The organism is Flavobacterium sp. CECT 9288 (assembly GCF_918731615.1).
GTDB lineage: Bacteria > Bacteroidota > Bacteroidia > Flavobacteriales > Flavobacteriaceae > Flavobacterium.
In genome coordinates this window covers 397,243-424,193 of the sequence record NZ_OU957226.1, presented here as the reverse complement: position 1 = coordinate 424,193, position 26,951 = coordinate 397,243, and the positions used below count along the sequence as shown (strand labels likewise).

Genomic DNA, 26,951 nt, shown 5'->3' with positions numbered 1-26,951 from the left:
AGCGTAAAACTATTTTAATCTTTTAAGGCTTTCACCATTACTTTATCAATCTTCACACCATCCATATCGATAACCTCCAATTCAAATTTTTGCCAAATCAATTTCTCACCTTGTTTGGGTATGTGTGACAGTTCAGTCATTATTAAACCACTTAGCGTAGTTACTTCATAATCATTTATTAATTCGTCCAATTCAAAATAAGTCAAGAAGTCATGTAACGAATAATGGCCATCTACAAGCCAAGAACCATCTTCTCTTTCTATCAATTGAAAATCATCCTTATAAAAATCAGAAGCATCACCTACCAATGCTTCAAGAATATCATTCAATGTAATTACTCCTTGAAAAACACCATATTCATCAGACACAAATGCATAATGAATCCCTGATTTCTTGAAATTTTCTAGCGCGACATAGGCAGTTGTTTGCTCCATCATAAAAGGAGCTTCGGTCATGATTGATGCTAAATTAAACTCATCGTTTTCAAAATGAGCAAAAATATTTTTTAAGTTAACCACACCTACTATGTCATCGTAATTTTCATTAAAAACAGGATAGATTGAGTGTAATTCCTTGAGCATAAACTCTCTTACCTTTTCCTTATCTGCATGCAATGGCAAGAAAACCACTGACTTGCGATGTGTCATTAAAGAATTGATTTTTCGGTCGCCAATATGAAAAACACGCTCCACAATATCTTGTTCAATTTCTTGAACTTCTCCGCCCTCAGTTCCCTCCTTAATAATAGCTTTTATTTCTTCCTCGGTTACTTTTCCATCAGCTGTTGGTTTAATTTGCAAAACATCTAATAAAAAATCTGTAGATGTAGTAAGAAGCCAAATAAAAGGAGCTGTCACAATAGATACCATTTTCATTGGCAAAGCAACTGCCTTAGCAATCCCTTCTGGATGATTTAGTCCTATTCGTTTAGGTAATAATTCCCCTAAAACCAAAGAGAAAAAAGTCAATACTACCACAACTAAACCTACTGAAACTGGCTGTGCGTAGGGTTTTAAAAATTCAAAACCACTTACAAAAATTTCTACATCTTGAGTAATCTTATCACCACTGTAAATACCCGTTAAAATCCCAATCAGAGTAATACCTATTTGTACCGTTGATAAAAATTTATTGGGAGAATTTGCAAGATCCAATGCTATTTTAGCACTTTTATTGCCTTTTTTTGCTGCTGTCTCTAATCGGTTTTTTCGAGCTGAAATCAATGCTATTTCTGACATTGAGAACACTCCGTTTAGTAATATCAGAAAAAATATTATTAGTATTTCCAATTTTTTAATGGATTCGTTTATATCTCTTGTTCTGCGTATTTGAAATTATCAATTATAAATTATCAATCACTGCACTTACTCTTTCCGTAATTTCAGCAATGGAACCAATCCCGTCTACGATGAAAAACTTGTTTTGATTTTTATAAAAATCCATCAAAGGAGCGGTTTTTTCATTGTACTCTTGGTATCTGTTTCTGATTTTTTCTTCGTCTTGATCATCAACTCTACCACTTGTTTTACCTCTTTCAAGTAAACGCTGAATTAAAATCTCGTCGTCAGCCTCTAGCGCTACTGTAGCTGCAACTTTTGACCCAATAGATTCTAAAAAAACATCTAATGCTTCTGCTTGAGAAAGTGTTCTTGGATACCCGTCAAATAAAACACCATTTGTATCTGGATGTTTATTGACTTCATCAATTAGCATTTTAGTAGTTAATTCATCAGGCACAAGATCTCCTGCATCCATATAAACACGGGCTTGTTTGCCTAACTCGGTATCATTTTTTAAATTAAATCTAAAAACATCACCAGTTGAAATGTGAGTTAACTTATATTTTTCTTTTAAAAACTCTGCTTGAGTTCCTTTTCCAGCTCCTGGTTTGCCAAATAAAACGATATTAATCATGTTGTTTTGTAGTTATTCTTTTAATTTATATACTTCAGGTAAGTTTCTTCCAAGTCCGTCATAATCTAAACCGTATCCTACAATAAATTTATTAGGAATTCGAATTCCGATGTAATCAATTTTGATGTCTTTCTGATATGCTTCAGGCTTAAAAAAAAGTGTTGCAATTTTAAAATGTTTCACATTTTGTTTTTTAAACAATTCTTTTAGTTCAACCAAAGTATTCCCAGTATCTACTATATCCTCAATAATAACAACAGATCTACCAGTAAAATCTTGATTAATTCCTATCAATTGCTTTACCTCATTCGTTGTTGAAGTACCCTCATACGAAGCCATTTTTATAAACGAAACCTCACATGGTTTTTTATATTGTTTTACAAAATCAGCTACTACCATAAAAGCACCGTTAAGCACTCCTACAAAAATAGGCGTTTCATCAGCAAAATCTGCCTCAACTTGTGATACCATTTTAGCTATAGCAAAATCAATTTCTTTTGCCGAAATAAATGGAACAAATTGTTTATCGTGAAGTTGTATCATTATTTTTGTATTTAAAATAATGGGCAAAGATAGCAATTTCTCACTTTACATCTTAGAATAATTGTTACAAGAATAGGTATACTTTAAAAATTAAAATAATTCATTTATGGTAAATCAAGAGTTATATCAAAAAATACAAGAAAGCACGGCTCATGTAGCTAGCAGAGCAGTAAATTCTCAATACATTTTGAGTAATCCAGACTTGATGCCAGATTTTTTTGAAATTGTTCTTTCAACATCAGACAAAAATCATCACAAAGCTTGTTGGATCCTGGAAATGATTTTAGAAAAAGACTTGCATCTACTTTTTAATTATTTAGATCAATTTTGTGAGACCTTACCTTTATATACAAACTACAGTGCTTTAAGATCCATATCAAAAATTTGCATGTTTCTATCACTGCATGCTTCCCTTAACGAGAAACAAGAAAAACTCTTGATAGAAAGTAGCTATGACTGGCTCATAGACCCTGATGGAAAAGTAGCCACAAAGGCTTATGCCATAAGAACACTTTACCAAATGGGTAAAAAAAATACAGAAATCCATGCTAATCTGGCCAGAATACTAACTGATGATTACACTAAATTCTCTTCCGCTTACAAAGCCGTTGCAAGAGAAATCATGAAGAAAATTGCTTAGCATTTTTCGGTTTGACCTTTTACAAGTATCTTTGCGACACACACAACTACTACTTACTAATAACCGCAACACGTTATTTGTAAAGAAATAAAACAACAACACAATGAACTACTTTTCATCTGATTTTAAATTAGGAATTCTAGGAGGTGGACAATTAGGCAAAATGCTATTGACCGATACCCGAAAGTTTGACATACAAACCTTGGTTTTAGAACCAAATGAAGAATCACCTGCAAGATACAGTTGCAATGCTTTTTACCAAGGAAGTTTAATGGATTATGATACCGTTTATCAATTTGGAAAAATGGCAAATCTATTAACTATTGAAATTGAAAATGTAAACCTAGATGCTTTAGACGCACTAGAATCAGAAGGTTTACCAATATTCCCATCGCCAAAAACATTGCGAATGATTCAGAATAAAGGTCATCAAAAAGATTTTTATGTCGAAAATAACATTCCAACTTCACCTCATCAACGATTTGTAGATTTAAATGATTTGAGAAAATCATTAGAGAAAGACCAATTAGAATTTCCTTTTGTATGGAAATGTGCTCAATTTGGCTATGATGGAAACGGTGTAAAAGTGTGCCGTTCAGCAATAGACTTAGTTAAATTACCAGATGTTGAATGCATAGCGGAACAAATGGTTCCGTTCAAAAATGAGTTGGCAGTTATTGTTGTTCGCTCTGCTTCGGGCGAAGTAAAAACGTATCCTGTTGTTGAAATGGAATTCCATCCCGAAGCCAATCAAGTTGAATATGTGATTTGTCCCGCCAGAATTGATTCGACAGTTGCCCAAAAAGCAATCGAAATAGCGTTAAAAGTTTCTGAAGCGTTTGATCACGTTGGATTATTAGCTGTAGAAATGTTTCAAACCGAAGACGATGAAATTTTAGTCAATGAAGTCGCTCCAAGACCACACAATTCAGGGCATTATTCTATTGAAGCAAGTTACACCTCTCAATTTGAAAATCATTTACGCGCCATTTTAGACTTACCTTTAGGAAATACGGATAGCAAAGTCGCCGGAATTATGGTAAATTTGGTTGGCGAAGAAGGTTTTTCGGGTCAAGTAGTTTATGAAAATATCGAAAAAATAATGGCAATTGACGGCGTTACACCTCACATTTACGGCAAAAGAGAAACAAGACCCTTCCGAAAAATGGGTCATGTTACGATTGTAAATGCAAACATGGTTGAAGCGAGAAGAATTGCGGAAGAAGTTAAGAATAGTATAAGAGTGATTAGTTTTTAGTTTCAGTTGATAGTCTCAGTTTGTTGTAGTAATAAAAAGTAGCACTAATCAGTTTTTCAGCATCAGTTACAACACTTTACAAAAGCTATTGTTTTTTAATTAAATTTGTAAAAATCCAATAAATGAAAATTACAAAATTACATATTGACCAGTTTAGACATTTAGAAAATCTAGATTTTGATTTTACGTATCAAAGTGGCGAACGCAAAGGTCAACCTTTGGATAAAATATGTTTTATTGGACAAAGTGCTACTGGGAAGACTAGTCTGTTGGAGTTGATTTATGAACAGTTTTCTTTCATAAATAATTTATTCGTTGACGACGAATTTTATTCCGATTCAATTGGTACAAAATCCATTAATGGGATTATAAATTTCAATTCAGACGATTATTCCATTATTTTAAATAACAAAAATTTAAAAATTAACAAAAAAACTTACATAAATAGAAAGCCAAAATTAGAACATTTATACCAATCAGGTGAATTATTTAAAACACCTGATGAAAAAAAACGAATTTTCTATTTTAAAGCTAATATAATTTCCGAGCAGAATTTACAATTTTTCACAAAGAATCCGTTGGATTTGATTGAAAAATACAACAATGAGATAGAAGATACAATCCGATTTTTCAAGTATGACCATAATAAGGAATACCTATTCAATGAACAAATTAATGAAAGTATATGGCTTTCTATTTTAAGTGAAATTTTACGCTATCGTAAAAACCACTATCAAAAAATGTCTGAACTTATCCATAAAGGTCTGCTTGGCAATACAAATAAATTAACCTCAGAATTCAATAAATGGCAAAACGATAACCCAAATACTTTAGAATCATTTGCAAAAGTGTTCAACCCTCTTTTAGAAAAATTAAATTTAGAGGTTGATATGATTAATACAGAATATTCTATTCCAATTAAAAATAAAAAAAATGACGAAATAATTCCAATCCAAAATACAAGTACAGGAACAAAAGGATTATTATTATCATTCTTGCCCTTATTCAAATTTAACACTGTAGATTCAATTATTCTAATAGACGAACCTGAACGTTCCTTATATCCTGATATGCAAATGGATTTAATGGATCATTACCAGAATCTTGCTCCGGATGCCCAATTTATTGTTGCTACTCATTCTCCATTTATAGCAGCATCATTTCAACCTGAAGAGCGTTTTATTTTGTATTTTAATGAAGAAGGAAAAGTTGCCGTTAGAAGAGGCACCTCCCCTATTGGTGACGATCCAAATGATATGCTTTATAACGATTTTGGCATCAATTACATAAATAAATTTGGTCAAGCAAAATATGATGAATATTTAGACTTAAAGCAAAAGATATATTTTGAGAAAGATGAAAACATCAAAAAAGAATATTCTGAAAAACTAGAAAAAATTGGGGAAGAATATAATTTTTAAGATATGAAGAGAATTTTAAAAAATCCTGATTCTGAAATCATTACCTCCGCCATTATTTACAAAAAAAGTAATAACAAAAAATTAGCTGCCATTTTATTAAAAGAACAAAAGAGCTTCTGTGCTTATACCGAAGAACACATTGGTCCTAATGATGCCGTAGACATTGAACACTTCAATCCTTTACTTAAATATTTAGAAATAGATAATTACCAAAATTGGTTTATGGTAAAACACAAACCAAACAATTTAAAAAGAACCACTTGGATTGAACCTATTTTACATCCAACTTCCGTAGATTTCGAACGAAGATTAATATATTTTGATGGCTATTTTCTAAACCAACCCGAAGATATTGAAACTAAAAATCTAATTGATTTATTAAATCTTAATGATGAAATCTTTGTGAAAAACAGAAAAAAATATATTGAAAGAAGAAAAGAGAGAATCAAAGAAAAAGCTATTTCTGAAAAAGAATATTTTCAAGAAAAAATCAATTCGGAACTCGATTCTATTAAATATTTAAGAGCCATTCAAGAAGAATTCAAAATTGAAATTTGGGATATGATTCCAGAACCAAAATAAATAAAACAAAATGAGCAAAGTAGCCATAATAATGGGAAGCATTTCGGATATGCCGGTAATGCAAGAAGCCATCGACATATTAAAAGGATTTGACATCGAAACTGAGGTTGATATCGTTTCAGCACACAGAACACCTGAAAAATTATTTGATTTTAGTAAAAATGCTCACAACCGAGGTATCTCAGTAATCATTGCTGGTGCTGGTGGTGCGGCGCATTTACCCGGAATGGTGGCTTCCATGTCGCCACTTCCTGTTATTGGCGTTCCTGTAAAATCGAGTAATTCTATTGATGGTTGGGATTCGGTTTTGTCAATACTGCAAATGCCCGGTGGCGTTCCAGTAGCAACAGTTGCGCTTAATGGAGCCAAAAATGCCGGAATCCTTGCCGCACAAATCATTGGAAGTCACGATCAATGTGTGTTAGACAAAATCATTTTTTATAAAGAAGGATTAAAACAAGCTGTTGATAAAGCGGCATCTGAATTGAAAAAATAATTATCTTTAATAAAAAGAAAACTATGAATATTCAAACTTCAAAAATTGAGTTAGCCAAAGTTATTTTGGATATTGAAAACCCAAAATTGATTGAAGAAATTATTCATTTGATTCAATCTAAATCTACTTTAACCGAAAAACAAAAGAATGCCATTGATGAAGCTATTATTTCTTTAGAAAACAAGGAAGGGATTGCTCATGATATGGTCATGGAGGAAACCAGAAATCGCTATTCAAAATATTTCAAATAGTGATTGTTATTTGGTCGCCACAAGCTAAAAAAGACTATTGGCAAAACATTGATTATCTTGAAGCTGAATGGTCATTTCAAGATGTTGTAAATTTTATAGACAAAGTAGACAACACAATTGCTCTATTAGTAAATAACAACATTGAATTTATTTCTACAAATTACAAAAGCGCAAACAAAGTTGTAATTACGAAACAAATAACGGTTTACTACAGAATAAATTCTAATACCATCGAATTACTCCGATTTTGGAATACGTACCAAGATTTAGAAAATTTAAAACTTTAAAACGTAAGGACAGTTCCGACTTGTCCCTTCAAATAAAATTATGAAAACACTTACCTCAACATTCAATACCAAACACAATACAGCCCCATTTTCGGCAATAAAACTAGAAGATTACAAACCTGCTTTTATCGAAAACATCGCTGCCGCAAAAGCTGAAATTGATGCCATCACTACTAATTCTGATGTTCCAACCTTTGAAAACACGATTGTTGCTTTAGATTTTGCTGGTGAACAATTGGATAGATTATCTTCGATTTTCTTCAATTTGAATTCAGCTGAAACTAATGACGAAATGCAAAAAATCGCTCAAGAGGTTTCTCCGTTGTTGACAGAATTTAGTAATGATATTGCCTTAAACGAAGATTTATTCAAACGAGTAAAAGCCGTTTATGATCAAAAAGATTCGTTGATATTAACTACGGAACAAGCTACTTTATTAGACAAAAAATTCAAAGGATTTTCTAGAAATGGAGCCTTATTGAATGAAAACGACAAGTTAAAATTACGAGAAATCGATACCGAATTAGCCAAAATTAAATTGACGTATGGCGAAAATGTTTTGGCTGAAACCAATAATTATCAATTGCATATTACTAACGAAGATGATTTAAAAGGCTTACCGGATGGCGCCAAAGAAATGGCCGCAAGTTTGGCTAAATCAAAAGAATTGGAAGGTTGGGTTTTTACTCTTGATTTCCCGAGTTACTTGCCTTTTGTGACCTATGTTGACAATCGTGAATTACGAAAAGAAATTGCCATTGCTGCCGGAAAAAAATCATTTCAGGACAACGAATTCGACAATAAAGAGAACGTAAAACGTATTGTTGAATTACGTCATAAACGCGCTAATTTATTGGGATACAAATCACATTCTGATTTTATTTTGGAAGAAAGAATGGCTCAAAATCCTGAAAAAGTACTTTCGTTTTTGAATGATTTGTTAGAAAAAGCAAAACCAGCAGCCCAAAAAGAATTTGCTCAATTAACCGCTTTCGCAAAAGAATTAGACGGAATTGATCAATTAGAAAAATGGGATGGCGCTTACTATTCAGAAAAATTAAAACAAAAATTATTCAACTTTGATGATGAGATTTTAAAACCTTATTTCAAATTGGAAAATGTTTTAAATGGAGCTTTCACTATTGCTGAAAAACTATTCGGAATTACTTTTAAAGAAGTTTTTGATATTGACAAATATCATGAAGATGTTCAAACTTTTGAGGTTTTGGATTTCGAAGGACAATTAGTTTCTGTTTTCTATGCTGATTTTTTCCCGAGAAAAGGAAAACGTAATGGCGCTTGGATGACTTCTTATAAATCGCAAGCCATCAAAAACGGCATCAATGAAAGGCCACATATTTCTATCGTTTGTAATTTCACACCGCCAACAGAGACTAAACCTTCACTCCTAACTTTCAATGAAGTAACCACTTTATTCCACGAATTTGGTCACGCATTACACGGAATGTTAGCCAATACGACTTATCCGAGTTTATCTGGAACTTCAGTTTATTGGGATTTTGTAGAATTGCCAAGCCAAGTAATGGAAAACTGGTGCTACGAACCAGAAGCATTGGCTTTGTTTGCAAAACATTATGAAACGGGTGAAGTTATCCCTCAAGAATACGTAGAAAAAATCAAAGAAAGCGCGAGTTTCTTAGAAGGAATGGCAACTTTAAGACAGATTAGTTTTGGACTTTTAGACATGACTTATCACGGCAAATCTCAAACCATTGAAGATGTAAAAGCCTTTGAAAAACAAGCTATGGCAGGCACAAGTTTGTATCCTGATGTGGCTGAGAATTGCATGAGCACCTCGTTTTCGCATATTTTTCAAGGCGGTTATTCCTCAGGATATTACAGTTACAAATGGGCCGAAGTTCTAGATGCCGATGCGTTTGCTTATTTCCAAGAAAAAGGAATTTTCAATAAAGAAGTTGCTACAAAATTCAAAGACAACGTACTTTCAAAAGGTGGCACCGAATTACCGATGGAATTGTACAAACGTTTTAGAGGTCAGGAACCAAAAGCAGATGCGTTGTTGAAGCGTGCTGGGTTGCTATAGATCAATGTTAAAACACATAGTAAGTTATAAAAGGAAGTCGAGGTAGCAATATCTCGACTTTTTTAATGGAATTTGCGTTAGGGATTGCAGTGAAAAGCCCACAGCAAGGAGGAACGACGCAGCGAGGACTTGCAACGAAAAGCCCGACCTGAAAGGGAACGCCAAAAAAGAAAATAAACTTTCATTTTTTATTGAAAGTTCGAAAACATTATTTATCTTTACATTATTTATCTTTACATTATGACAATGAGCATTTATGCGATTTGCATTTGACCGTTTGAAAAACAATAAAATCCACAAATGAAATTCAAAGAAGCAAAAAATAAATTCGTTCAAACCTGGGGTGCATTAGGCAGTCAATGGGGTATTAACAAAACCATGGCTCAAATTCATGCGCTTTTGATGGTTTCACACGAAGCCGTTTCGATGGAAGACATTATGGAGGAATTGCAAATTTCGCGCGGCAACGCATCTATGAATTTACGTGCCCTGATGGATTGGGGAATTGTTTACAAAGAATACAAAGCGGGCGAACGACGCGAATTTTTTACAGCTGAAAAAGACTTAGACGAATTGGCTGTGAAAATTTCAAGAGAAAGAAGCAAACGCGAAATCAAACCTGCGTTAAAGGTTTTAAAAGAAGTGTCCTCCATAACATCAGACAATACTCCAGAAGAAAAACATTTTGTAGATCAAACAACTAAATTGTATGATTTTGTTCTAAAAGCAGATAATGTTTTGGACAAAATGACGGAATACAAAGACAATTGGTTGGCAAAATTGGTTGTAAAAATAATGAAATAGAGTAAAAAAATTTAATCAAAACTTTCATTTTTTTCTGAAAGTTTAAAAATAAAACCAATATGAAAACGATAAAAAAGATAAATACTTTCGCAATTGCATTGCCTTTCATAATAGGTGTCTTTGCAGTTTTAAATGAAAACTTGTTAATAATTGCACTATTATCAACTATGGTTACTGGTTTTATTCAAGTACTAATTTCTCTGTATTTGTTAGTACAAGAACCTAGAAACAAGCACTTACAAATTTATTTGGGTATCGTTTTATTATTTTTTGGCTTGTGGTTTATCAACGTAAATTATCATTATTCGGATAAACTGATATTTTTACTTTTTGCATTACCAGTTGCATTAGCTTTTTACCTTTCACTTATTATCCACAAAAATTTAAAATTATGAGCTTCTTAACCGCAGAATGGAATGATTTAGCGATGTTCAATTACGAAATCGATCCGAAAATTTTAGAAAGTTATGTTCCAAAAGGAACTGAACTCGATTTATGGAACGGCAAATGCTACATCAGTTTAATCGGATTTATGTTTGAAAACGTGAAAGTATTAGGAATTAAAGTTCCGTTTCATGTCAATTTTGAGGAAGTCAATTTACGCTTTTATGTAAAAAGATATGAAGATGGCATTTGGAAACGTGGCGTAGTTTTCGTTAAAGAAATTGTTCCGAAGCATGCTATTACGATAGTAGCAAATACTTTATACAACGAACATTACCAAACCTTGAAAATGCGTCATTCAAGAACTGAAAACGAAACTTCTAAATCTTTTCAATACGAATGGTTCAAGGATGCAAAATGGAATTCCATCTCCATGATTACTGGAAAAAATCCGATTCCGATTGAACTAAATTCAGAAGCCGAGTTTATTACTGAGCATTATTTTGGGTACACCAACTACAATAACGATAAATCAATTGAATATGCTGTTTCGCACCCAAGATGGGAACAATTACAAGTAATTGAATCCAAAATTGATGTCGATTTTGAGAGTATTTACGGCAAGAATTTTAAATTTTTACAAGACCTAAAACCTACCTCTGAATTTCTTGCAATTGGTTCAAAAATAACGATTGAAGGTAAAAAAACGATACGATGAAAACCTTAACTAACCAAACCTTATTATATGATGAAGATTGTCCGCTTTGTCGCGTGTATACTTCTGGATTTATAAAAGCTGGAATGTTGGACAAAAATGGCAAGAAACCATACTGTCAATTATCTGATGAAGAACAAAACTTTATTGATGTCCAACGCGCCTCAAACGAAATTGCATTAGTCGATAACAAAAACAAAACCGTCATTTATGGAATTGACAGTTTGCTAAAAGTAATCGGATTTTCATTTCCGTGGATGGAGAAAATCGGAAATCTAAAACCAATAAAGTTTTTTCTGAAAAAATTATATTCCTTCATTTCTTATAATCGTAAAGTAATCATTCCGAGTAAGATTAAAAAAGAAATCAAATTGCAATGAATTCCTGATTTTAATTATCAGTATCGAATTTTGTACATTTTGTTTGCAACGACAATTACCACATTTGTCTTGTATAATTTTTCAGATTCTATTAGCATTTTACCGAATTCTACTATTACAAGAGAACTTATTCTTGTATTTGGTCAAATAGTTTTTCAAAGTTTATTTTTGATAAAATTTGACAAGAAAATAATCTTGAATTACATTGGAAACTTAATGACTGTTTCGTTAATGGGCTCTTTATCGTTACTTCCTATATCGATTCTGAATTTAATTTTTAATGTCTCAGATTCATTAACTTTAGGTTGGTTTGGAATAACAGTTTTACTAATGTTTGTAGAACATTCACGAAGAATCAAATTATTGGAATTGCCTTTCTACTTATCTATAACTTGGGTTATTTATCGAATAATTGCCTTGGTAATCATATTAAATTTAAACTAATGAAAAAGCTAATCATTGCAGCAGGAACAGGATTTTTAGGTCAAGTTTTAGTAACACATTTTAAAGATAAATTTGATGAAATTGTAATTCTAACTCGAGGAACATCTAAAAGTATTAATTCCATAAAATATGTGAATTGGGATGCCAAAACGCTTTCTGGTTGGGAAAATGAATTAGAAAACGCTTCTGTTTTAATAAATCTTGCCGGAAAATCTGTTGATTGCAGATATACCACAGCCAACAAAAAAGAGATTTACGATTCTAGAATTGACAGCACAAAAATTTTAAATGAAGCGGTTTTAAGTTGTAAAAATCCACCCAAACACTGGCTGAATTCATCAACATCTACCATATATAGGTTTTCATTAGACAAACAAATGGATGAAGTTACTGGTGAAACTGGCGATGATTTTTCCATGAATATTGCAAAAAGTTGGGAGAAAGTATTTTTTGAAACTGAAACTACAAAGACATTAAAAACGGCTTTGCGAACTTCCATAGTTCTAGGAAAAAATGGCGGCGCTTTTGTTCCGATAAAAATGCTTGCGCAATTTGGACTTGGTGGAAAACAAGGAAAAGGAAATCAATTTATAAGTTGGATTCACGAAAAAGATTTTGCAAGAGCAATTGAATTTGTTGTAGAAAAAGAGCTAGTAGGAGTTGCAAACATTGTTTCTCCAAAACCAAGCACTAATTCTGACTTCATGACAACGCTTAGAAAAACAATTGAAATACCATTTGGCATACCAACAAATAAATTATTGCTAGAAATCGGATCTTTTTTCATTAGAACGGAAACAGAATTGGTATTGAAAAGCCGGAATGTAATTCCGAGAAGATTACAGGAAAATGGTTTTACATTTGAGTATGATACTTTAGAAAAAGCATTTAAAAACTTAACCAAGAAATGACAACCATACAACTAACAACTAAAATAAACGCACCAATTGAAATCATTTTCGATTTATCAAGAAACATTGATGTCCATCAACAATCCACTTCTAAATCAAATGAAACCGCTATTGATGGAATAACTTCGGGTTTGATCAATTTAAACGAAACCGTTACCTGGCGTGGCAAACATTTTGGCGTTTATCTGAAACATAAAAGTTTAATATCAGCGATGGAAAATCCAACGTACTTTGTGGATGAAATGCTTGAAGGCAAGTTTAAATCCTTCAAACACCAGCATACTTTTATTCAAAAAAACGGATTTGTTATCATGGAAGATAAAATTCAATACGAAACACCGTATGGTATTTTTGGAAAACTGTTTGACCTGTTAGTATTAAAAAACCATTTAAGCACGTTCATTGCTGAAAGGAATTCTTTTATCAAAACACTAGCTGAAAAGCATTAAAAATAACCACCAAAAAACAGGAATACTTTCCACCCAAAAAGAAGCGTAATATCTGGAACGGTTCTGATTTGCGTATACTAAAAATAATACTGTCGTGATTGCCAATCCTGTTTTTAAAGCTAAAAATTCGATTCTAAAATCATTGGATAAAAACTCTAACAGTACAAATAAAAACATCAATACAACTCCTACTCTCTTTGTCTGCGATACTCCTATTTGTTGCGGAACGGTTTTTAAATGTGGGTCATCCCATTTTAGATCAACTATTTCAAAAATTAAAATCAAAACGAAAATCAGGATATATCGTTGTATTGCGACTAAAAAAACAAAACTTGTGCATTCCACATTATTATTAACGATGGGTAAAAAAAGCGTCACTCCTACCCAACATAAAGCCACAATATAGATTTTAATTCCAGCCCAGTTTCGGGCATTTTTCTTATTCGGAAAGAAAGGCAACGTATAGAGCAATACGATAATTAGAAAAACAAGACCAATAATTTGTGTGAATCTTTCTAATTGAAAAAAATAATAACCCGTAGCTATCAAGGATAGAAAACTGAGAAACGCAATCCATTGGATCTGAGCATTAACTTTTACTATTTTATCTCTAACCAAAGCATCATATTTTACAAAATTATAGCCCACTATGGTTCCAAAAAAAGTGAAGAAAGCCACGCTGGTGTTATTAGAAATGTGGAACATACTAAAGGTGAGATGAACCAGCGCAAAACAAGATAATGCCACGTGAATGCTGCTATTGATGTAAAACTCAAAAATGTTTTTAAAATATCGCATTAGACAAAATTAATCAATGTGTTAATAAGAAAGGCTTTTAGTTGAAAAATTCATAGAAAATCAACTTAAAAAAGGTTATTTATAGCATATTAATATTTAATTTTACAGCCTTAAATTAAGAAACACACAACCCATTAGACATACAATGAAAACAGACGCTTTTGCTTTAAGACACATTGGCCCTAGAGAGAATGATTTAACGCATATGTTAAAAACAATTGGTGCCGACTCACTAGATCAATTGATTGATGAAACCATTCCGAGTGACATCCGATTAAAAGCTGATTTGGACTTAGAACCTGCCATGACAGAGTACGAGTTTGCAAACCACATTTTTAACTTAGGAAACAAAAATAAAGTATTCAAATCATATATAGGTTTAGGATACAACGCTGCTATTATTCCTGCGGTTATTCAAAGAAATATCTTTGAAAATCCAGGTTGGTATACGGCATACACGCCTTATCAAGCAGAGATTGCTCAAGGTCGTTTAGAGGCTATTTTAAATTTCCAAACAACAGTAATTGAACTTACGGGAATGGAAATTGCAAACGCATCTTTACTTGATGAAAGTACAGCTGCAGCCGAGGCAATGGCGCTTTTATTCGATGTTCGCTCTCGTGATCAAAAGAAAAACAATGTTAATAAATTCTTCGTTTCTGAAGAAATTTTACCACAAACCCTATCGGTATTGCAAACTCGTTCTACTCCTATTGGCGTTGAGCTTGTTGTAGGAAACCATGAAGATTTTGATTTCTCAAAAGAATTTTATGGTGCAATTTTACAATATCCAGGGAAATTTGGTCAAGTAAATGATTATGCTGGTTTTATTGCTAAGGCAAAACTAAATGAAATTAAAGTTGCAGTTGCTGCTGATATATTGAGTTTGGTAAAACTGACTCCACCGGGAGAAATGGGAGCCGATGTTGTACTAGGAACTACACAACGTTTTGGAATTCCGTTAGGATACGGCGGACCGCACGCTGCTTACTTTGCAACTAAAGAAGAATACAAACGCAGCATGCCTGGTCGTATTATCGGTGTAACTGTTGATACTGACGGAAATCGTGCTTTACGTATGGCTTTGCAAACGAGAGAACAACATATAAAACGTGACAAGGCAACATCAAATATTTGTACTGCTCAAGTATTATTGTCTGTGATGGCAGGAATGTACGCTGTTTATCATGGTCCAAAAGGATTACAATACATAGCTGATAAAGTTCATGCTTCGGCAGTAACATTGGCAAACGAAATAGAAAAACTGGGCTTGTACCAAACCAACACTTCGTTTTTTGACACTATCGTTATCAAAACTAACGCTCAAAAAATTAAAGAAATAGCAGAATCAAAAGAAGTAAATTTCTTTTATGCTGACGAAAATACTGTTTCAATTTCTTTAAACGAAACAACTAGCATTGCTGATTTGAATACCATCGTTTCTATATTTGCTGAAGCTACTGGAAAACCAGCTACAACAATTTCAGAATTAGCAACCGAAAATCAAATTCCGTCTCAATTAGAAAGAACATCTACGTTTTTAACACATGATGTTTTCAATAAACACCATTCAGAAACGGCTTTGATGCGTTACATTAAAATGTTAGAGCGTAAAGATTTAGCGTTAAACCATTCCATGATTTCATTAGGATCTTGCACGATGAAATTGAATGCAGCCTCTGAAATGTTGCCTTTAAGTATGGCACAATGGAACAACATTCACCCGTTTGCACCATTAGATCAAGCAAAAGGATACCAAGAAATGCTAGCTAAATTAGAGCAACAACTTAACGTAGTAACTGGATTTGCAGGAACTACATTGCAACCTAATTCTGGTGCTCAAGGAGAATACGCCGGTTTAATGGTTATTCGTGCCTACCACCAATCTCGCGGTGATCACCACCGTAATATTGCTTTGATTCCATCATCAGCTCACGGTACAAACCCTGCATCTGCTGCAATGGCTGGAATGAAAGTAGTGGTTACTAAAACTCTTGAAAACGGAAATATCGATATTGATGATTTACGTGAAAAAGCCATTCTTCATAAAGATAATCTGTCTTGCTTGATGGTTACTTATCCTTCAACGCATGGTGTTTTTGAAAGTGCTATTAAAGAAATTACCCAATTGATTCACGATAATGGTGGACAAGTATATATGGATGGTGCTAACATGAATGCACAAGTAGGATTGACAAATCCTGCAACCATTGGTGCTGATGTTTGCCACTTAAATTTACACAAAACGTTTGCAATACCTCACGGTGGTGGTGGTCCTGGTGTAGGTCCTATTTGCGTTGCACCACAATTGGTTCCATTTTTACCTACAAATCCAATAATACCTACAGGTGGCGAAAATGCAATTACAGCAATATCTGCTGCTCCTTGGGGTTCTGCGTTGGTTTGCTTGATTTCGTACGGATACATTTGCATGCTTGGTGCTGAAGGTTTGAAAAAATCTACTGAGTACGCTATATTAAATGCAAACTACATCAAAGAAAAACTAAACGGTCATTTTGATACGTTATATTCTGGAGAAATGGGTCGCGCTGCACACGAAATGATTTTAGAGTGCCGTCCGTTTAAAGAAAAAGGAATTGAAGTAACTGATATTGCAAAACGTTTGATGGATTATGGCTTCCATGCTCCTACCGTTTCATTCCCAGTTGCAGGAACTCTTATGATTGAACCTACTGAAAGTGAAAACTTAGAGGAACTGGATCGTTTTTGTGATGCTATGATTTCTATTCGTAAAGAAATTGAAGTAGCAACATTGGAGAATCCAAACAACGTATTGAAAAATGCACCGCACACCTTGACAATGGTAACTTCTGACACTTGGATTTATCCTTATACACGTGAGCAAGCTGCATTCCCATTAGAATACATTGCCGATAATAAATTTTGGCCAACTGTACGTCGTGCCGATGAAGCTTACGGAGATAGAAACCTAGTATGCTCTTGCGCTCCAATTGAAGCGTATATGGAAAGTTAATTTTCTAATAATATATAAATAATAAAAATACCTCGATATATCGGGGTATTTTTATTACTATTGCATTGGAAAATAATTCTTACAACTAGATTTTGAAAACAAACCTATTATTATTTTTATTGCTATCCTATTTTGGAACATGTCAAGCCCAGAATTCTGGATTTAAATATTCCCCTGAAAGTATTGATTCACTGGAAAATTACATTACTAAAATAACGAATAATAAAATAAACGAGTTCAGCTCTATTCAACAAAAAAAGGCAAAAGAAATACTTTCAGATCGTAAAGTATCTTTCTTAAAAGATATAAAAGACAGCACATTTATTTTTGACAAAACCATCAATGGATTTCTTAAAAAAATACTTGTCGAAGTATACCAATCTAATCCACAAATTGATTCAAAAGATTTTTATTTTCTGATTAACAAATCCTTAATACCTAATGCTGGATGTTATGGAAACGGTATATTCTCTATCAATTTAGGCTTATTTTCACTTATTGAAAATAATGATGAAATGGCATTTATTATTTGTCATGAATTAGCACATTACATCTTAAAACATAATGACAAAGCACTTATAGAGCATCTCGAAACATTCAACTCTAAGGACTTCAAACAACAACTAAATACCGCCTCCAATAAAAAATATGGTCGAAGGTCTGCTGTAACTTTATTATTAAAGGATTTAAAATTTAATTTTATGAAACGAAGCAGAAGTGCAGAGACACAAGCTGACTCACTTGGTTTTATAATGTTTAATAATACTAAATACAACAAGCAGGCTTCCATAAACATTCTAAAAAAACTAGATTTGACTGATGGGATAATTTTTAATAATCCAACCGATTTAAAACAAAATTTCACCTTTGAAGAATATCCATTTAAAGAAGTTTGGATTGAAAAAGAAGAAAAAATGTTTGATACTACTGAAAGTGCAAATGATTTAGAAATTGACAAAGATTCATTAAAAACACATCCAAACATTCCACTTCGTATAGAAAACTTAATTCACGATCATACTATCACTTCCACAAATGCAACAAAAAACGAAATAGACTTAGTACAGAAAAAAGCATCTGAAAATAGTATTATAACTTTTTTTAACGATTCTAAACTAGACTTTGCTTTGTACCAATTATTATCTCTTCATAAAAAAAATGAATTGGATAGAAAAACCTTTAATAGTTATGTTGCTTACTTATTGAAAAAAGTCTACATCTTAAAAGAAAAACATGTTTTCGGAAAATATGTTGGCCCAGTAAACTCTTTTTCAGAAGAAAAATACATTAATGAAATACGGCTATTTCTAAACAATCTTGAACTAAAAGACCTTAGAAAAATAGGTTATTATTTTTGTCAAAAAAATGAATTGATATCCAAAGATGATACTGAATTCCAAGATGCTTATACTTTTTTCAAGACTTTAAATAAAAATTAATACACTTTAAATACAAACCAATTATGAAAAGAATCTCTACTTTACTTTTAATCTCCTTTGTGGCAAATTTGACTTTTGCACAAGAAAAAAAAATCGACAAAGTCAATACCTTTATAGTGAAGAATTCAGGAGCAATACTTAACAAAGAGAAAGATGTTGATGGTTATTATTTCTTTTATGAATTGGATAAACTAAAAAAAGGCGACCGTGAGTTTGCAATTCAAGTTTTAGATAAAAATCTAGTAGAAGTTGCTAAGAAAACATACATTGATAATAAAAATACTTTTTTAATGAAAAGTAGCTTTAACAATCAAGGAATAATGTTTGCAATGGCTAATTTTAAAGAAAAAAAAATCAGTCTTTTAAGCTACGATAAAAAAGTTAACCAATTACCAACTATTGACATTCCTTTAGAAAGCAAAGAAATTCGCTATATCCAATACATGCAGCAATCAGGTGATTTTAACATTTTATTTCCTGTAGAAAATAAAGGATTCATTTTCAATAAGTTTGAAGACAATAAAAAAATAGGATATTCTTTAAAATACTACCCAACTGATGGTGGAAAATCATGGGAATATAATTCTCCTAGTGATTCAAAAGAAATGTTGTCAATAAATCCTATTGAAGTAAATGATAAAGTAATTGTTGCTTTAGAATCATCAAAATCAAGTCTTTTGTCTAGAAAAATCACTTTAAAGACAAAAATTATTGATGTGAATACAGGACTTTTATTATGCGAAAAAGAATATAATAAAAACAGTAAACCAAGACTGATCAATAATGCATTCCTTGACAATGACAACAATGTTGTTCTAATGGGGGAATATTTTAAAGAAGGTGATAATATTGTTGATGATAAAAGTTTAGGCCTTTTTACTGAGGTTATCGACTTATCAGGAAAAACTTTAAAAGAAAATTTCACTAGCTGGAAAGAAGATGTTGCTAAAATGGCAAAAGTAGACGGAAATTATATTGAAGATAAAGGCTACATCTATTTCCACAATATTGCCAGAACAAAGAACAATGAGTACTATGCCATTGGAGAATTCTATAAAAGAACTGCAAGTGCTGGAGGAATAGCATTAACAACATTGTCTATATTAGGCGGTGGTGGCGGTGGCGCAAGTGTTACACAGCTTACCATTACAAATTCTGTAGTATTTAAGTTCAATTCTGATTTCAAACTTACAGGAATTCAAGAATTTGAAAAAGGAAAATCAAGAGCTCCAAGCTTATCTGATTTTGGAAGCCCTCAATTAAACGCACACGCATTAAAAGCATATGGCGCATTTGATTATGAATATACTCAACTAGACAAAAAAAATGATCGTTTCTACGCTTGTTTCATAGATTATGAAAGATTAAAAGGAGAAAAAAACAAAAGCGCTTTTAAAACTATCATTTATGATAATGGACAATTATCCGAAGATAAAATTTATCTAACAAATGAAAAAAACAATTCTGATTTTAGAGTTTTACCCGCAAAAGTTGGAAATGTTTTATTACTAGAATATGACAAGAAATTAAAAGAAATAAATATACATTTAGAAAAATTAAATATTAAATAATATCTAATGAGCCACTATTAAGTGGCTCATTTTTTTTGCATACACAACAGGATAGTAATTCCCTATTACTATTTTCATCAAAAAAAGCCACACCATTTAAGCAATCGCAATAAGGTATTTTAGCACAAATAAATCCTTAAAATGCAAGCTTTACGAATTGCTAGAATTACAAAATAATTATCTCAACAATCTTCTTGATTTGCAATTGAATTATCAGTTTTTTTGCCAATTATCTATTATTTCATAATTATATGCACGCATAGTAAATTTTGTGAGTGTTCTAAATTAATATTGATTAAATTAGCCTCAAATTTGGAAAATTAACACAATGAAAATAAAAATAGCTGGAATAGGAAGCTATATTCCTGAGAAAAAAGTAAGCAATACTGACTTTGGCGAACATGTATTTTTGAATGAAGATGGAACTCCTTTTGGCTATCCTAACCAAGTTGTTATTAAAAAATTTAAAGGCATTACCGGAATAGAACACAGACGCTATGCCGAAGATCATCTCAATTCATCAGACTTAGCCTTTTTTGCTTGCGAAAAAGCAATAGCAAATGCATCGATCGATCCAGAAACCATTGATTATATCATTTTTGCACACAACTTTGGTGATGTAAAATATGGCACAAACCAATCGGATATGCTACCTAGCTTAGCCACACGTGTAAAAAACAAACTCCAAATAAAGAATCCAAAATGTGTTGCTTACGACATCCTCTTTGGATGCCCAGGCTGGATTGAAGGCGTTTTACAAGCAAATGCATTCATCAAATCTGGAATGGCAAAAAGATGTTTAGTAGTCGGTTCCGAAACACTTTCTAGAGTTGTTGACGTTCATGACAGAGATTCAATGATCTATTCAGACGGAGCTGGTGCTGCCATTATCGAAGCTTCGGATGATGAAACTGGAATGTTAGCCTATGAAAGTGCCACCTACTCCATAGACGAGTCACACTATTTGTTTTTTGGCAAATCATACAATCTTGATTTAGATCCAGATACCCGCTACATCAAAATGTACGGTCGAAAAATCTATGAATTTGCGTTAAACAATGTTCCCTTGGCTATGAAAAACTGTCTTGATGCCAGTGGAATAGGCATTGACGACGTGAAAAAAATCTTGATTCACCAAGCCAACGAAAAAATGGACGAAGCCATTATTCAACGCTTCTATAAATTATTTGACAAAACTGTACCTAAAGACATCATGCCCATGAGCATTCATGAATTAGGAAACAGCAGCGTTGCAACCGTACCGACTCTTTTTGACTTACTAATTCGTGGTCAAATAGAAAATCAATCCATTCAAAAAGGAGATATCCTTCTATTTGCCTCTGTAGGCGCAGGAATGAACATCAATGCCTTTATTTATAGATATTAACTACAACAATTGCACGAGTACATGAAGCTAATCCGGCTGTACACTGCAATTCCTCTTTATAAAACTTGTTTTTCTAAGGGGCAATAAAGCTTCTGTTAGTCGCTTTTTGCCCCTTGAAAAACTACATTTTATACCTCCGGGATTTTCGTTGCCATCCGGGCTAAAAAACAGTGCCCAAAACACATTTATTACTATATTTGTACCTGCGTGCCACAGTGGCAAAATCAAAAAAACATGTACGAAAAAACATTTCCTAATAAAAGATTCAAACATACCTTAGAATTTTTAAAACAACACGTTACCACCTCAGAAACCATCTTTGATTTAGGAGTACCTAATCCGTTTTCTAAAATCATGGAAGAAAATGGATACCAAGTAAAAAACACCAAAGGAGAAGATTTAGATAACGACCAAACGGCATTGCAAACCGAAACTTATTCTGTTTTTACTGCCTTCGAAATATTCGAGCATTTATTAAATCCATATACTGTTTTAGAAAATGTAAACTGCAATAAATTAGTCATTTCTATTCCGTTACGCCTTTGGTTTTCACCAGCGTACCGCAGCAAAACTGATATGTGGGACAGGCATTACCATGAGTTTGAAGATTGGCAATTAGATTGGTTATTAGAAAAAACAGGTTGGGAAATCACCGCTCGAGAAAAGTTTACACATCCAGTAAAAAAAATTGGTTTTAGACCTTTATTACGCTATTTCACACCTAGATATTATATTGTTTGCGCTGTTAGAGAAAATAAATAATTGAATAAAGAAAACAGATTTTTCTAATGAGATATTATATCGTAATTCCATCACATAACGAAGAAGCATTAATTTCTTTGACACTTCAATCCTTAGTGGAGCAAACTGTTTTACCAGCTAAAATTGTAGTGGTAAATGATAATTCTACTGATAATACAGCTGATGTTGTCAATTCATTTATCAGTAAACATCCTTTTATTTCATTGGTTAACAAAACTTCAGATGCTGTTCATTTACCCGGAAGTAAAGTAATTCAAGCCTTTCAAACAGGATTTAATACTTTAGATGAAAACTATGATTTAATTGTAAAAATTGATGCCGACCTAATATTTCCTGCTAATTATTTCGAAACCATTATCAAACATTTCCAGTCCGATGAAAGAATTGGAATGGCAGGTGGATTTTGCTACATCGAAAAAAATGGTGAATGGATACTCGAAAACTTAACAGACAAAGATCATATTCGTGGCGCATTAAAAGCCTATAGAAAAGAAACCTTTCAACAAATTGGCGGACTAAAACCAGCCATGGGTTGGGATACTGTAGATGAATTATTATGCAAATTTTACAACTGGGAAGTAGTCACTGATGAAAGTTTACCCGTTAAACACTTAAAACCAACAGGTGCAAATTACAATCAAAAAGCACGTTACAAGCAAGGCGAGGCTTTTTATACACTTGGTTATGGTTTTGTCATCACAGCGATAGCTTCGATAAAACTAGCTATGATGAAAAAAAAACCACTTCTTTTTATAGATTACATGAACGGTTTTTGGAAAGCAAAAAAATCAAAAACTCCATTGTTAGTTACTGCTGAACAAGCAAAATTCATACGCAATTACCGATTGAAAAAAATGAAAGAAAAACTGTTTTAGTTTTACAGCAGGAAACTATTAATTTACTTGACTCGCAAAATGCTTACAATTTTGTAATTTAGCCCATATTCGTAAACTTATGATGCTCATTCGATATATAACGCAAATAGGAAGATACTTCCTGATGCTTAAAGAAATTTTCAACAAACAGACGAAATGGTCTGTAATGAAAAAATTGATCTTCAAAGAAATTGATGACTTGGTCATTGACTCACTTGGGATTGTTGCTTTTATTTCCTTTTTCGTGGGAGGTGTAGTGGCTATTCAAACTGCATTGAACCTTACAAACCCATTAATTCCAAAATATCTTATTGGCTTTGCCACAAGACAATCTGTGATTCTTGAGTTTGCTCCTACCTTCATATCTGTTATTATGGCTGGAAAAATGGGTTCCTTTATTACATCAAGTATAGGAACAATGCGTGTTACAGAACAAATTGATGCGCTAGAGGTAATGGGTGTAAATTCCTTAAATTACCTTGTTTTTCCAAAAATTATAGCCTTATTACTTTACCCTTTTGTCATAGGAATTGCTATGTTTTTAGGTATTTTAGGCGGTTGGATGGCTGGTGTTTACGGCGGATTTATATCTAGTGACGAATTTATAAATGGAACTCAAATGGAATTCATTCCGTTTCACATTACGTATGCTTTTATAAAAACCTTAATTTTTGCTATGTTACTTGCTACAATTCCCTCTTTTCACGGCTATTATATGAAAGGTGGAGCACTAGAGGTAGGAAAAGCAAGTACAGTGTCATTTGTATGGACATCTGTTTGTATCATACTTATTAATTATATATTAACACAATTGTTATTAGGGTCATGATAGAAGTAAAAAACGTAGAAAAATCATTTAACGGAAATAAAATCCTAAAAGGGATATCGACTGTTTTTGAAACAGGAAAGACCAACCTTATTATAGGACAAAGTGGATCTGGAAAAACTGTTTTATTGAAAAGTCTTTTAGGGATTCATACGCCCGAGACTGGACAAATTTGTTTTGATGGTCGTGTGTACTCTGAACTTGAAGCTGATGAAAAAAGAGAATTACGTACCGAAATTGGAATGGTTTTTCAAGGAAGTGCACTTTTTGATTCTATGACCGTAGCCGAAAATGTTGCATTCCCTTTGAGAATGTTTACCAAAGACAATACTGCAAAAATTAAGGAACGTGTTGATTTTGTTTTAGACAGAGTTGCATTGGTTAAAGCTCATAACAAACTGCCATCTGAAATATCTGGTGGAATGCAAAAACGTGTTGCCATAGCTCGTGCTATTGTTAACAATCCTAAATATTTGTTTTGTGACGAACCTAACTCAGGATTAGATCCAAATACGGCAATTTTGATTGACAACCTCATAAAAGAAATCACCGAAGAATACAACATCACTACTGTAATTAATACACATGACATGAATTCAGTTATGGAAATTGGTGAGAAAATTTTGTTCTTAAAAGATGGTTTAAAAGCTTGGGAAGGCAGCAAAGAAGAAATTTTCAGAACTGATAATGAAGCTGTAGTTGCATTTGTTTACTCCTCAAACTTGTTCAAAAAAGTGAGAGAAGCCTACTTGAAAGAATAAGCAATTATGATTGTAGCAGTTCAACCTCAGCATTTGGATTAAAAAGGTAGAGTTTCCCAGAACTTATTTCGAGACATTCAAAACGCTTCGTTCTTACAGCTATTTTCTTGAATATTTTTCCGTTTTTGATTCGAAAAACACTTCCGTATGGAATTTCAAAAACATAATTTTTATCGTTTTGATTGTCGTACTGTTTCAAGGCTAATGCCAAAGTAGTATCGGTATCACTTGTAGCACTTGGATTTCTAAAATGTCTTGCTAGCAAGGGTAACAAATGATTTGGATAGATCTCTGGCCGAATATAAGGCACCATCAATTGCTGAAAAGTATGTTTCCATTCTTGACCATGCGGTTTAATATTTCGACCATATTTCTCAAAAGCTACAAGATGAGCAATTTCATGAATAAGAGTCATAAGGAACCTATATTTATTTAAGCTCCCATTAACTGTTATTTCATGTTTACCACTTAACCCTTTCCTATAATCGCCATGACGTGTAGCGCGTTCATTCACAATTTTTAGATGAACACCATGTGTCACAATCAATTCAAATGCAGGTTTTACAGCGTGGTCAGGCAGAAATTTAGCAAGCGTTTCTATCAAAATAATTCAGAATTATGGATTTGTAGAGGAAACTTGCAGTACTTTACCGTTAAAATACTTATTGCCATTTAAAGTAAAATCAAAAATATAATTTGCCATTTCATTTGCTTGAATAGGCGCTTGATATCCTGGAAAAGCTTCTTCTAGCATTTCAGTTTGAACAGAACCCAAAGCAAGAACATTAAAAGATATTCCTTGCTCTTTATATTCCTCAGCTAATAATTCAGACAAGGTAATAACAGCTCCTTTACTCGAACTATATGCAGCTAAACCAGCAAATTTTAAGCTTCCTTGAATACCTCCCATAGAACTTATGGTTACAACATGACTCCCTTTTTGCAAGTACGGCAAACAAATGCGAGTTAAATTAGCAACTCCAAAAACATTGACTTTATAAATACTTTCAAAATCTTCTTGAGTTGTTTCAACAAAAGGCTTAAGTAATAAACTTCCTGCGTTATGAATCACAGCATCGACTTGTTTCCAAGATTGGTCAAGAAATTCTTTGACTTTATTTAATTCAGACTCAACAGACAAATCAACTGAGAGACACGTAATATTTTGGTTTGCTAGTAATGCTTGCGGAATGTTTCTAGAAATTGCTAATACTTGATGACCTGCTGTTGCAAACTGCAAGGCCAATTCAAATCCAATTCCTCTGCTAGTTCCCGTAATAATGATATTTTTCATAGGACAAAAATAAACAAAAACAGCAAAAAAATACTGCTTTACTTGGAGATTGTTATCTCAATAAAAATTTAAATTCGTATTATTACGTGTAGTTTTAAATCAAAACATGAACCTTTGAATTCTAAAAATATGACACAGAATCTATCCTATGAAATAGCCCAAATGAGTGATATTGACGGAGTGCTGGCCTTACAAGAATTATACCTCGTTGCAAACTTAACTGAAACTGAAAAAGCTGCTGGATTTGTCACTACTCCTTTTACAATCTCACAATTAAATGACGTTATAGAAAAACAAGAACTATTTATTGCCAAAGACCGTGGTGAAATTATTGGGTACATTTTTGCCGGAGGTTGGGATTTTTTCAAACAATGGCCCATTTTTGAATACATGAGTTCACTACTTCCGGAATTGCACTTTTTAGATCATACTTTTACGCTAACCAATAGTTTTCAATATGGTCCAATTTCAATTCATCAAGAGTATCGCGGAAAAGGACTAATATTCCCTCTATTTGAATTCATGCGCGTACACATGTCGCAAAAGTTTCCGTTAGCCTTAACTTTTATAAACAAAATCAATATTCCTTCTACAAAAGCACATACGCAAAAACTGAATTGGTCAATCATTAGCGAATTTCAATTCAACAATAATGACTATTACATTCTTGCGTATGATATGAATCAAGCTCTTTCTTAA

Annotated in this window: 29 protein-coding genes; 23 read left to right on the top strand and 6 right to left on the bottom strand. The window is 32.9% G+C overall.

The window, feature by feature from the left end:
* Window positions 1–14: 14 nt before the first annotated feature.
* The 3 genes from LQ189_RS01860 to hpt are packed head-to-tail and all read right to left on the bottom strand — an operon-like array spanning window position 15 to window position 2,457.
* On the bottom strand, window positions 15–1,289 hold the full coding sequence (locus tag LQ189_RS01860) for a hemolysin family protein (RefSeq protein ID WP_255667775.1): 1,275 nt from the start codon (window positions 1,287–1,289) through the stop codon (window positions 15–17).
* 52 nt (window positions 1,290–1,341) lie between these two features.
* Window positions 1,342–1,914 carry an adenylate kinase gene (locus LQ189_RS01855; RefSeq protein ID WP_221916351.1) on the bottom strand — a complete coding sequence of 191 codons (573 nt, stop codon included), beginning with the start codon at window positions 1,912–1,914 and terminating at the stop codon, window positions 1,342–1,344.
* Window positions 1,915–1,926: 12 nt separating this feature from the next.
* Window positions 1,927–2,457 carry a hypoxanthine phosphoribosyltransferase gene (hpt, locus tag LQ189_RS01850; protein WP_230154034.1) on the bottom strand — a complete coding sequence of 177 codons (531 nt, stop codon included), beginning with the start codon at window positions 2,455–2,457 and terminating at the stop codon, window positions 1,927–1,929.
* 106 nt (window positions 2,458–2,563) lie between these two features.
* Here hpt and LQ189_RS01845 point away from each other — a divergent pair, with 106 nt between their 5' ends.
* The 14 genes from LQ189_RS01845 (at window position 2,564) to LQ189_RS01780 (ending at window position 13,544) form a co-directional block, all read left to right on the top strand.
* On the top strand, window positions 2,564–3,097 hold the full coding sequence (locus tag LQ189_RS01845; protein ID WP_230154033.1) for a hypothetical protein: 534 nt from the start codon (window positions 2,564–2,566) through the stop codon (window positions 3,095–3,097).
* A 103-nt stretch (window positions 3,098–3,200) separates the two neighbouring features.
* Window positions 3,201–4,355 carry a 5-(carboxyamino)imidazole ribonucleotide synthase gene (locus LQ189_RS01840; RefSeq protein WP_230154032.1) on the top strand — a complete coding sequence of 385 codons (1,155 nt, stop codon included), beginning with the start codon at window positions 3,201–3,203 and terminating at the stop codon, window positions 4,353–4,355.
* A 122-nt stretch (window positions 4,356–4,477) separates the two neighbouring features.
* Window positions 4,478–5,776 (top strand): AAA family ATPase, encoded by a 1,299-nt coding sequence (locus tag LQ189_RS01835; protein WP_230154031.1) that lies wholly within the window; start codon window positions 4,478–4,480, stop codon window positions 5,774–5,776.
* 3 nt (window positions 5,777–5,779) lie between these two features.
* Window positions 5,780–6,358, top strand: a complete 579-nt coding sequence (locus tag LQ189_RS01830; RefSeq protein WP_230154030.1) for a hypothetical protein — start codon at window positions 5,780–5,782, stop codon at window positions 6,356–6,358.
* Between the two features lie 10 nt (window positions 6,359–6,368).
* Window positions 6,369–6,854 carry a 5-(carboxyamino)imidazole ribonucleotide mutase gene (purE, locus tag LQ189_RS01825; protein ID WP_221916346.1) on the top strand — a complete coding sequence of 162 codons (486 nt, stop codon included), beginning with the start codon at window positions 6,369–6,371 and terminating at the stop codon, window positions 6,852–6,854.
* Between the two features lie 23 nt (window positions 6,855–6,877).
* The gene (locus tag LQ189_RS01820; protein ID WP_230154029.1) at window positions 6,878–7,105 is read left to right on the top strand and encodes a hypothetical protein; all 228 of its coding nucleotides are present in this window, start codon (window positions 6,878–6,880) and stop codon (window positions 7,103–7,105) included.
* Entirely contained in the window at window positions 7,105–7,392 is a 288-nt protein-coding gene (locus LQ189_RS01815; RefSeq protein WP_230154028.1) for a type II toxin-antitoxin system RelE/ParE family toxin, read from the top strand. The genes LQ189_RS01820 and LQ189_RS01815 overlap by 1 nt, the downstream gene beginning before the upstream one ends.
* 40 nt (window positions 7,393–7,432) lie before the next feature.
* The gene (locus LQ189_RS01810; RefSeq protein WP_230154027.1) at window positions 7,433–9,457 is read left to right on the top strand and encodes a M3 family metallopeptidase; all 2,025 of its coding nucleotides are present in this window, start codon (window positions 7,433–7,435) and stop codon (window positions 9,455–9,457) included.
* Window positions 9,458–9,757: 300 nt separating this feature from the next.
* Window positions 9,758–10,261, top strand: a complete 504-nt coding sequence (locus LQ189_RS01805) for a GbsR/MarR family transcriptional regulator (protein WP_086453480.1) — start codon at window positions 9,758–9,760, stop codon at window positions 10,259–10,261.
* A gap of 59 nt (window positions 10,262–10,320) precedes the next feature.
* Window positions 10,321–10,656, top strand: a complete 336-nt coding sequence (locus LQ189_RS01800; RefSeq protein ID WP_230154026.1) for a hypothetical protein — start codon at window positions 10,321–10,323, stop codon at window positions 10,654–10,656.
* A complete protein-coding gene (locus LQ189_RS01795) occupies window positions 10,653–11,363 on the top strand; it encodes a YqjF family protein (RefSeq protein WP_230154025.1) in 711 nt (236 codons plus the stop codon). The genes LQ189_RS01800 and LQ189_RS01795 overlap by 4 nt, the downstream gene beginning before the upstream one ends.
* Window positions 11,360–11,740: a DUF393 domain-containing protein gene (locus LQ189_RS01790; RefSeq protein WP_230154024.1), complete on the top strand. Its 381-nt coding sequence runs from the start codon at window positions 11,360–11,362 to the stop codon at window positions 11,738–11,740. The genes LQ189_RS01795 and LQ189_RS01790 overlap by 4 nt, the downstream gene beginning before the upstream one ends.
* Window positions 11,741–12,183: 443 nt before the next feature.
* Complete coding sequence (locus LQ189_RS01785) at window positions 12,184–13,095, top strand: TIGR01777 family oxidoreductase (protein ID WP_230154023.1); 912 nt, start codon at window positions 12,184–12,186, stop codon at window positions 13,093–13,095.
* The gene (locus tag LQ189_RS01780; protein WP_230154022.1) at window positions 13,092–13,544 is read left to right on the top strand and encodes an SRPBCC family protein; all 453 of its coding nucleotides are present in this window, start codon (window positions 13,092–13,094) and stop codon (window positions 13,542–13,544) included. The genes LQ189_RS01785 and LQ189_RS01780 overlap by 4 nt, the downstream gene beginning before the upstream one ends.
* On the opposite strand, the gene LQ189_RS01775 is transcribed toward LQ189_RS01780, so the two are convergent.
* Window positions 13,527–14,342 carry a hypothetical protein gene (locus LQ189_RS01775; RefSeq protein WP_230154021.1) on the bottom strand — a complete coding sequence of 272 codons (816 nt, stop codon included), beginning with the start codon at window positions 14,340–14,342 and terminating at the stop codon, window positions 13,527–13,529. The genes LQ189_RS01780 and LQ189_RS01775 overlap by 18 nt on opposite strands.
* 145 nt (window positions 14,343–14,487) lie before the next feature.
* Between LQ189_RS01775 and gcvP the strand changes: the two genes are divergently transcribed.
* The 8 genes from gcvP to LQ189_RS01735 all read left to right on the top strand — a co-directional run bounded on the left by gcvP (window position 14,488) and on the right by LQ189_RS01735 (window position 24,958).
* Complete coding sequence (gene gcvP / locus LQ189_RS01770; protein ID WP_230154020.1) at window positions 14,488–17,337, top strand: aminomethyl-transferring glycine dehydrogenase; 2,850 nt, start codon at window positions 14,488–14,490, stop codon at window positions 17,335–17,337.
* A gap of 92 nt (window positions 17,338–17,429) precedes the next feature.
* Window positions 17,430–18,776 (top strand): M48 family metalloprotease, encoded by a 1,347-nt coding sequence (locus tag LQ189_RS01765; protein ID WP_230154019.1) that lies wholly within the window; start codon window positions 17,430–17,432, stop codon window positions 18,774–18,776.
* 23 nt (window positions 18,777–18,799) lie between these two features.
* Entirely contained in the window at window positions 18,800–20,347 is a 1,548-nt protein-coding gene (locus tag LQ189_RS01760; RefSeq protein WP_230154018.1) for a DUF6770 family protein, read from the top strand.
* Between the two features lie 328 nt (window positions 20,348–20,675).
* Window positions 20,676–21,734, top strand: a complete 1,059-nt coding sequence (locus LQ189_RS01755; protein WP_230154017.1) for a 3-oxoacyl-ACP synthase III family protein — start codon at window positions 20,676–20,678, stop codon at window positions 21,732–21,734.
* 234 nt (window positions 21,735–21,968) lie between these two features.
* The gene (locus LQ189_RS01750; RefSeq protein WP_230154016.1) at window positions 21,969–22,496 is read left to right on the top strand and encodes a methyltransferase; all 528 of its coding nucleotides are present in this window, start codon (window positions 21,969–21,971) and stop codon (window positions 22,494–22,496) included.
* 26 nt (window positions 22,497–22,522) lie between these two features.
* Window positions 22,523–23,371, top strand: a complete 849-nt coding sequence (locus LQ189_RS01745) for a glycosyltransferase family 2 protein (protein ID WP_230154015.1) — start codon at window positions 22,523–22,525, stop codon at window positions 23,369–23,371.
* A 79-nt stretch (window positions 23,372–23,450) separates the two neighbouring features.
* Window positions 23,451–24,200 (top strand): ABC transporter permease, encoded by a 750-nt coding sequence (locus LQ189_RS01740; RefSeq protein ID WP_086453470.1) that lies wholly within the window; start codon window positions 23,451–23,453, stop codon window positions 24,198–24,200.
* The gene (locus LQ189_RS01735) at window positions 24,197–24,958 is read left to right on the top strand and encodes an ABC transporter ATP-binding protein (protein WP_086453469.1); all 762 of its coding nucleotides are present in this window, start codon (window positions 24,197–24,199) and stop codon (window positions 24,956–24,958) included. The genes LQ189_RS01740 and LQ189_RS01735 overlap by 4 nt, the downstream gene beginning before the upstream one ends.
* A 4-nt stretch (window positions 24,959–24,962) precedes the next feature.
* On the opposite strand, the gene LQ189_RS01730 is transcribed toward LQ189_RS01735, so the two are convergent.
* Both LQ189_RS01730 and LQ189_RS01725 read right to left on the bottom strand, forming a co-directional pair.
* Window positions 24,963–25,562, bottom strand: a complete 600-nt coding sequence (locus tag LQ189_RS01730) for a SprT-like domain-containing protein (protein WP_144893978.1) — start codon at window positions 25,560–25,562, stop codon at window positions 24,963–24,965.
* Window positions 25,563–25,574: 12 nt separating this feature from the next.
* Window positions 25,575–26,252 (bottom strand): SDR family oxidoreductase, encoded by a 678-nt coding sequence (locus LQ189_RS01725; protein WP_230154014.1) that lies wholly within the window; start codon window positions 26,250–26,252, stop codon window positions 25,575–25,577.
* Between the two features lie 129 nt (window positions 26,253–26,381).
* Between LQ189_RS01725 and LQ189_RS01720 the strand changes: the two genes are divergently transcribed.
* Entirely contained in the window at window positions 26,382–26,951 is a 570-nt protein-coding gene (locus LQ189_RS01720; protein ID WP_230154013.1) for a GNAT family acetyltransferase, read from the top strand.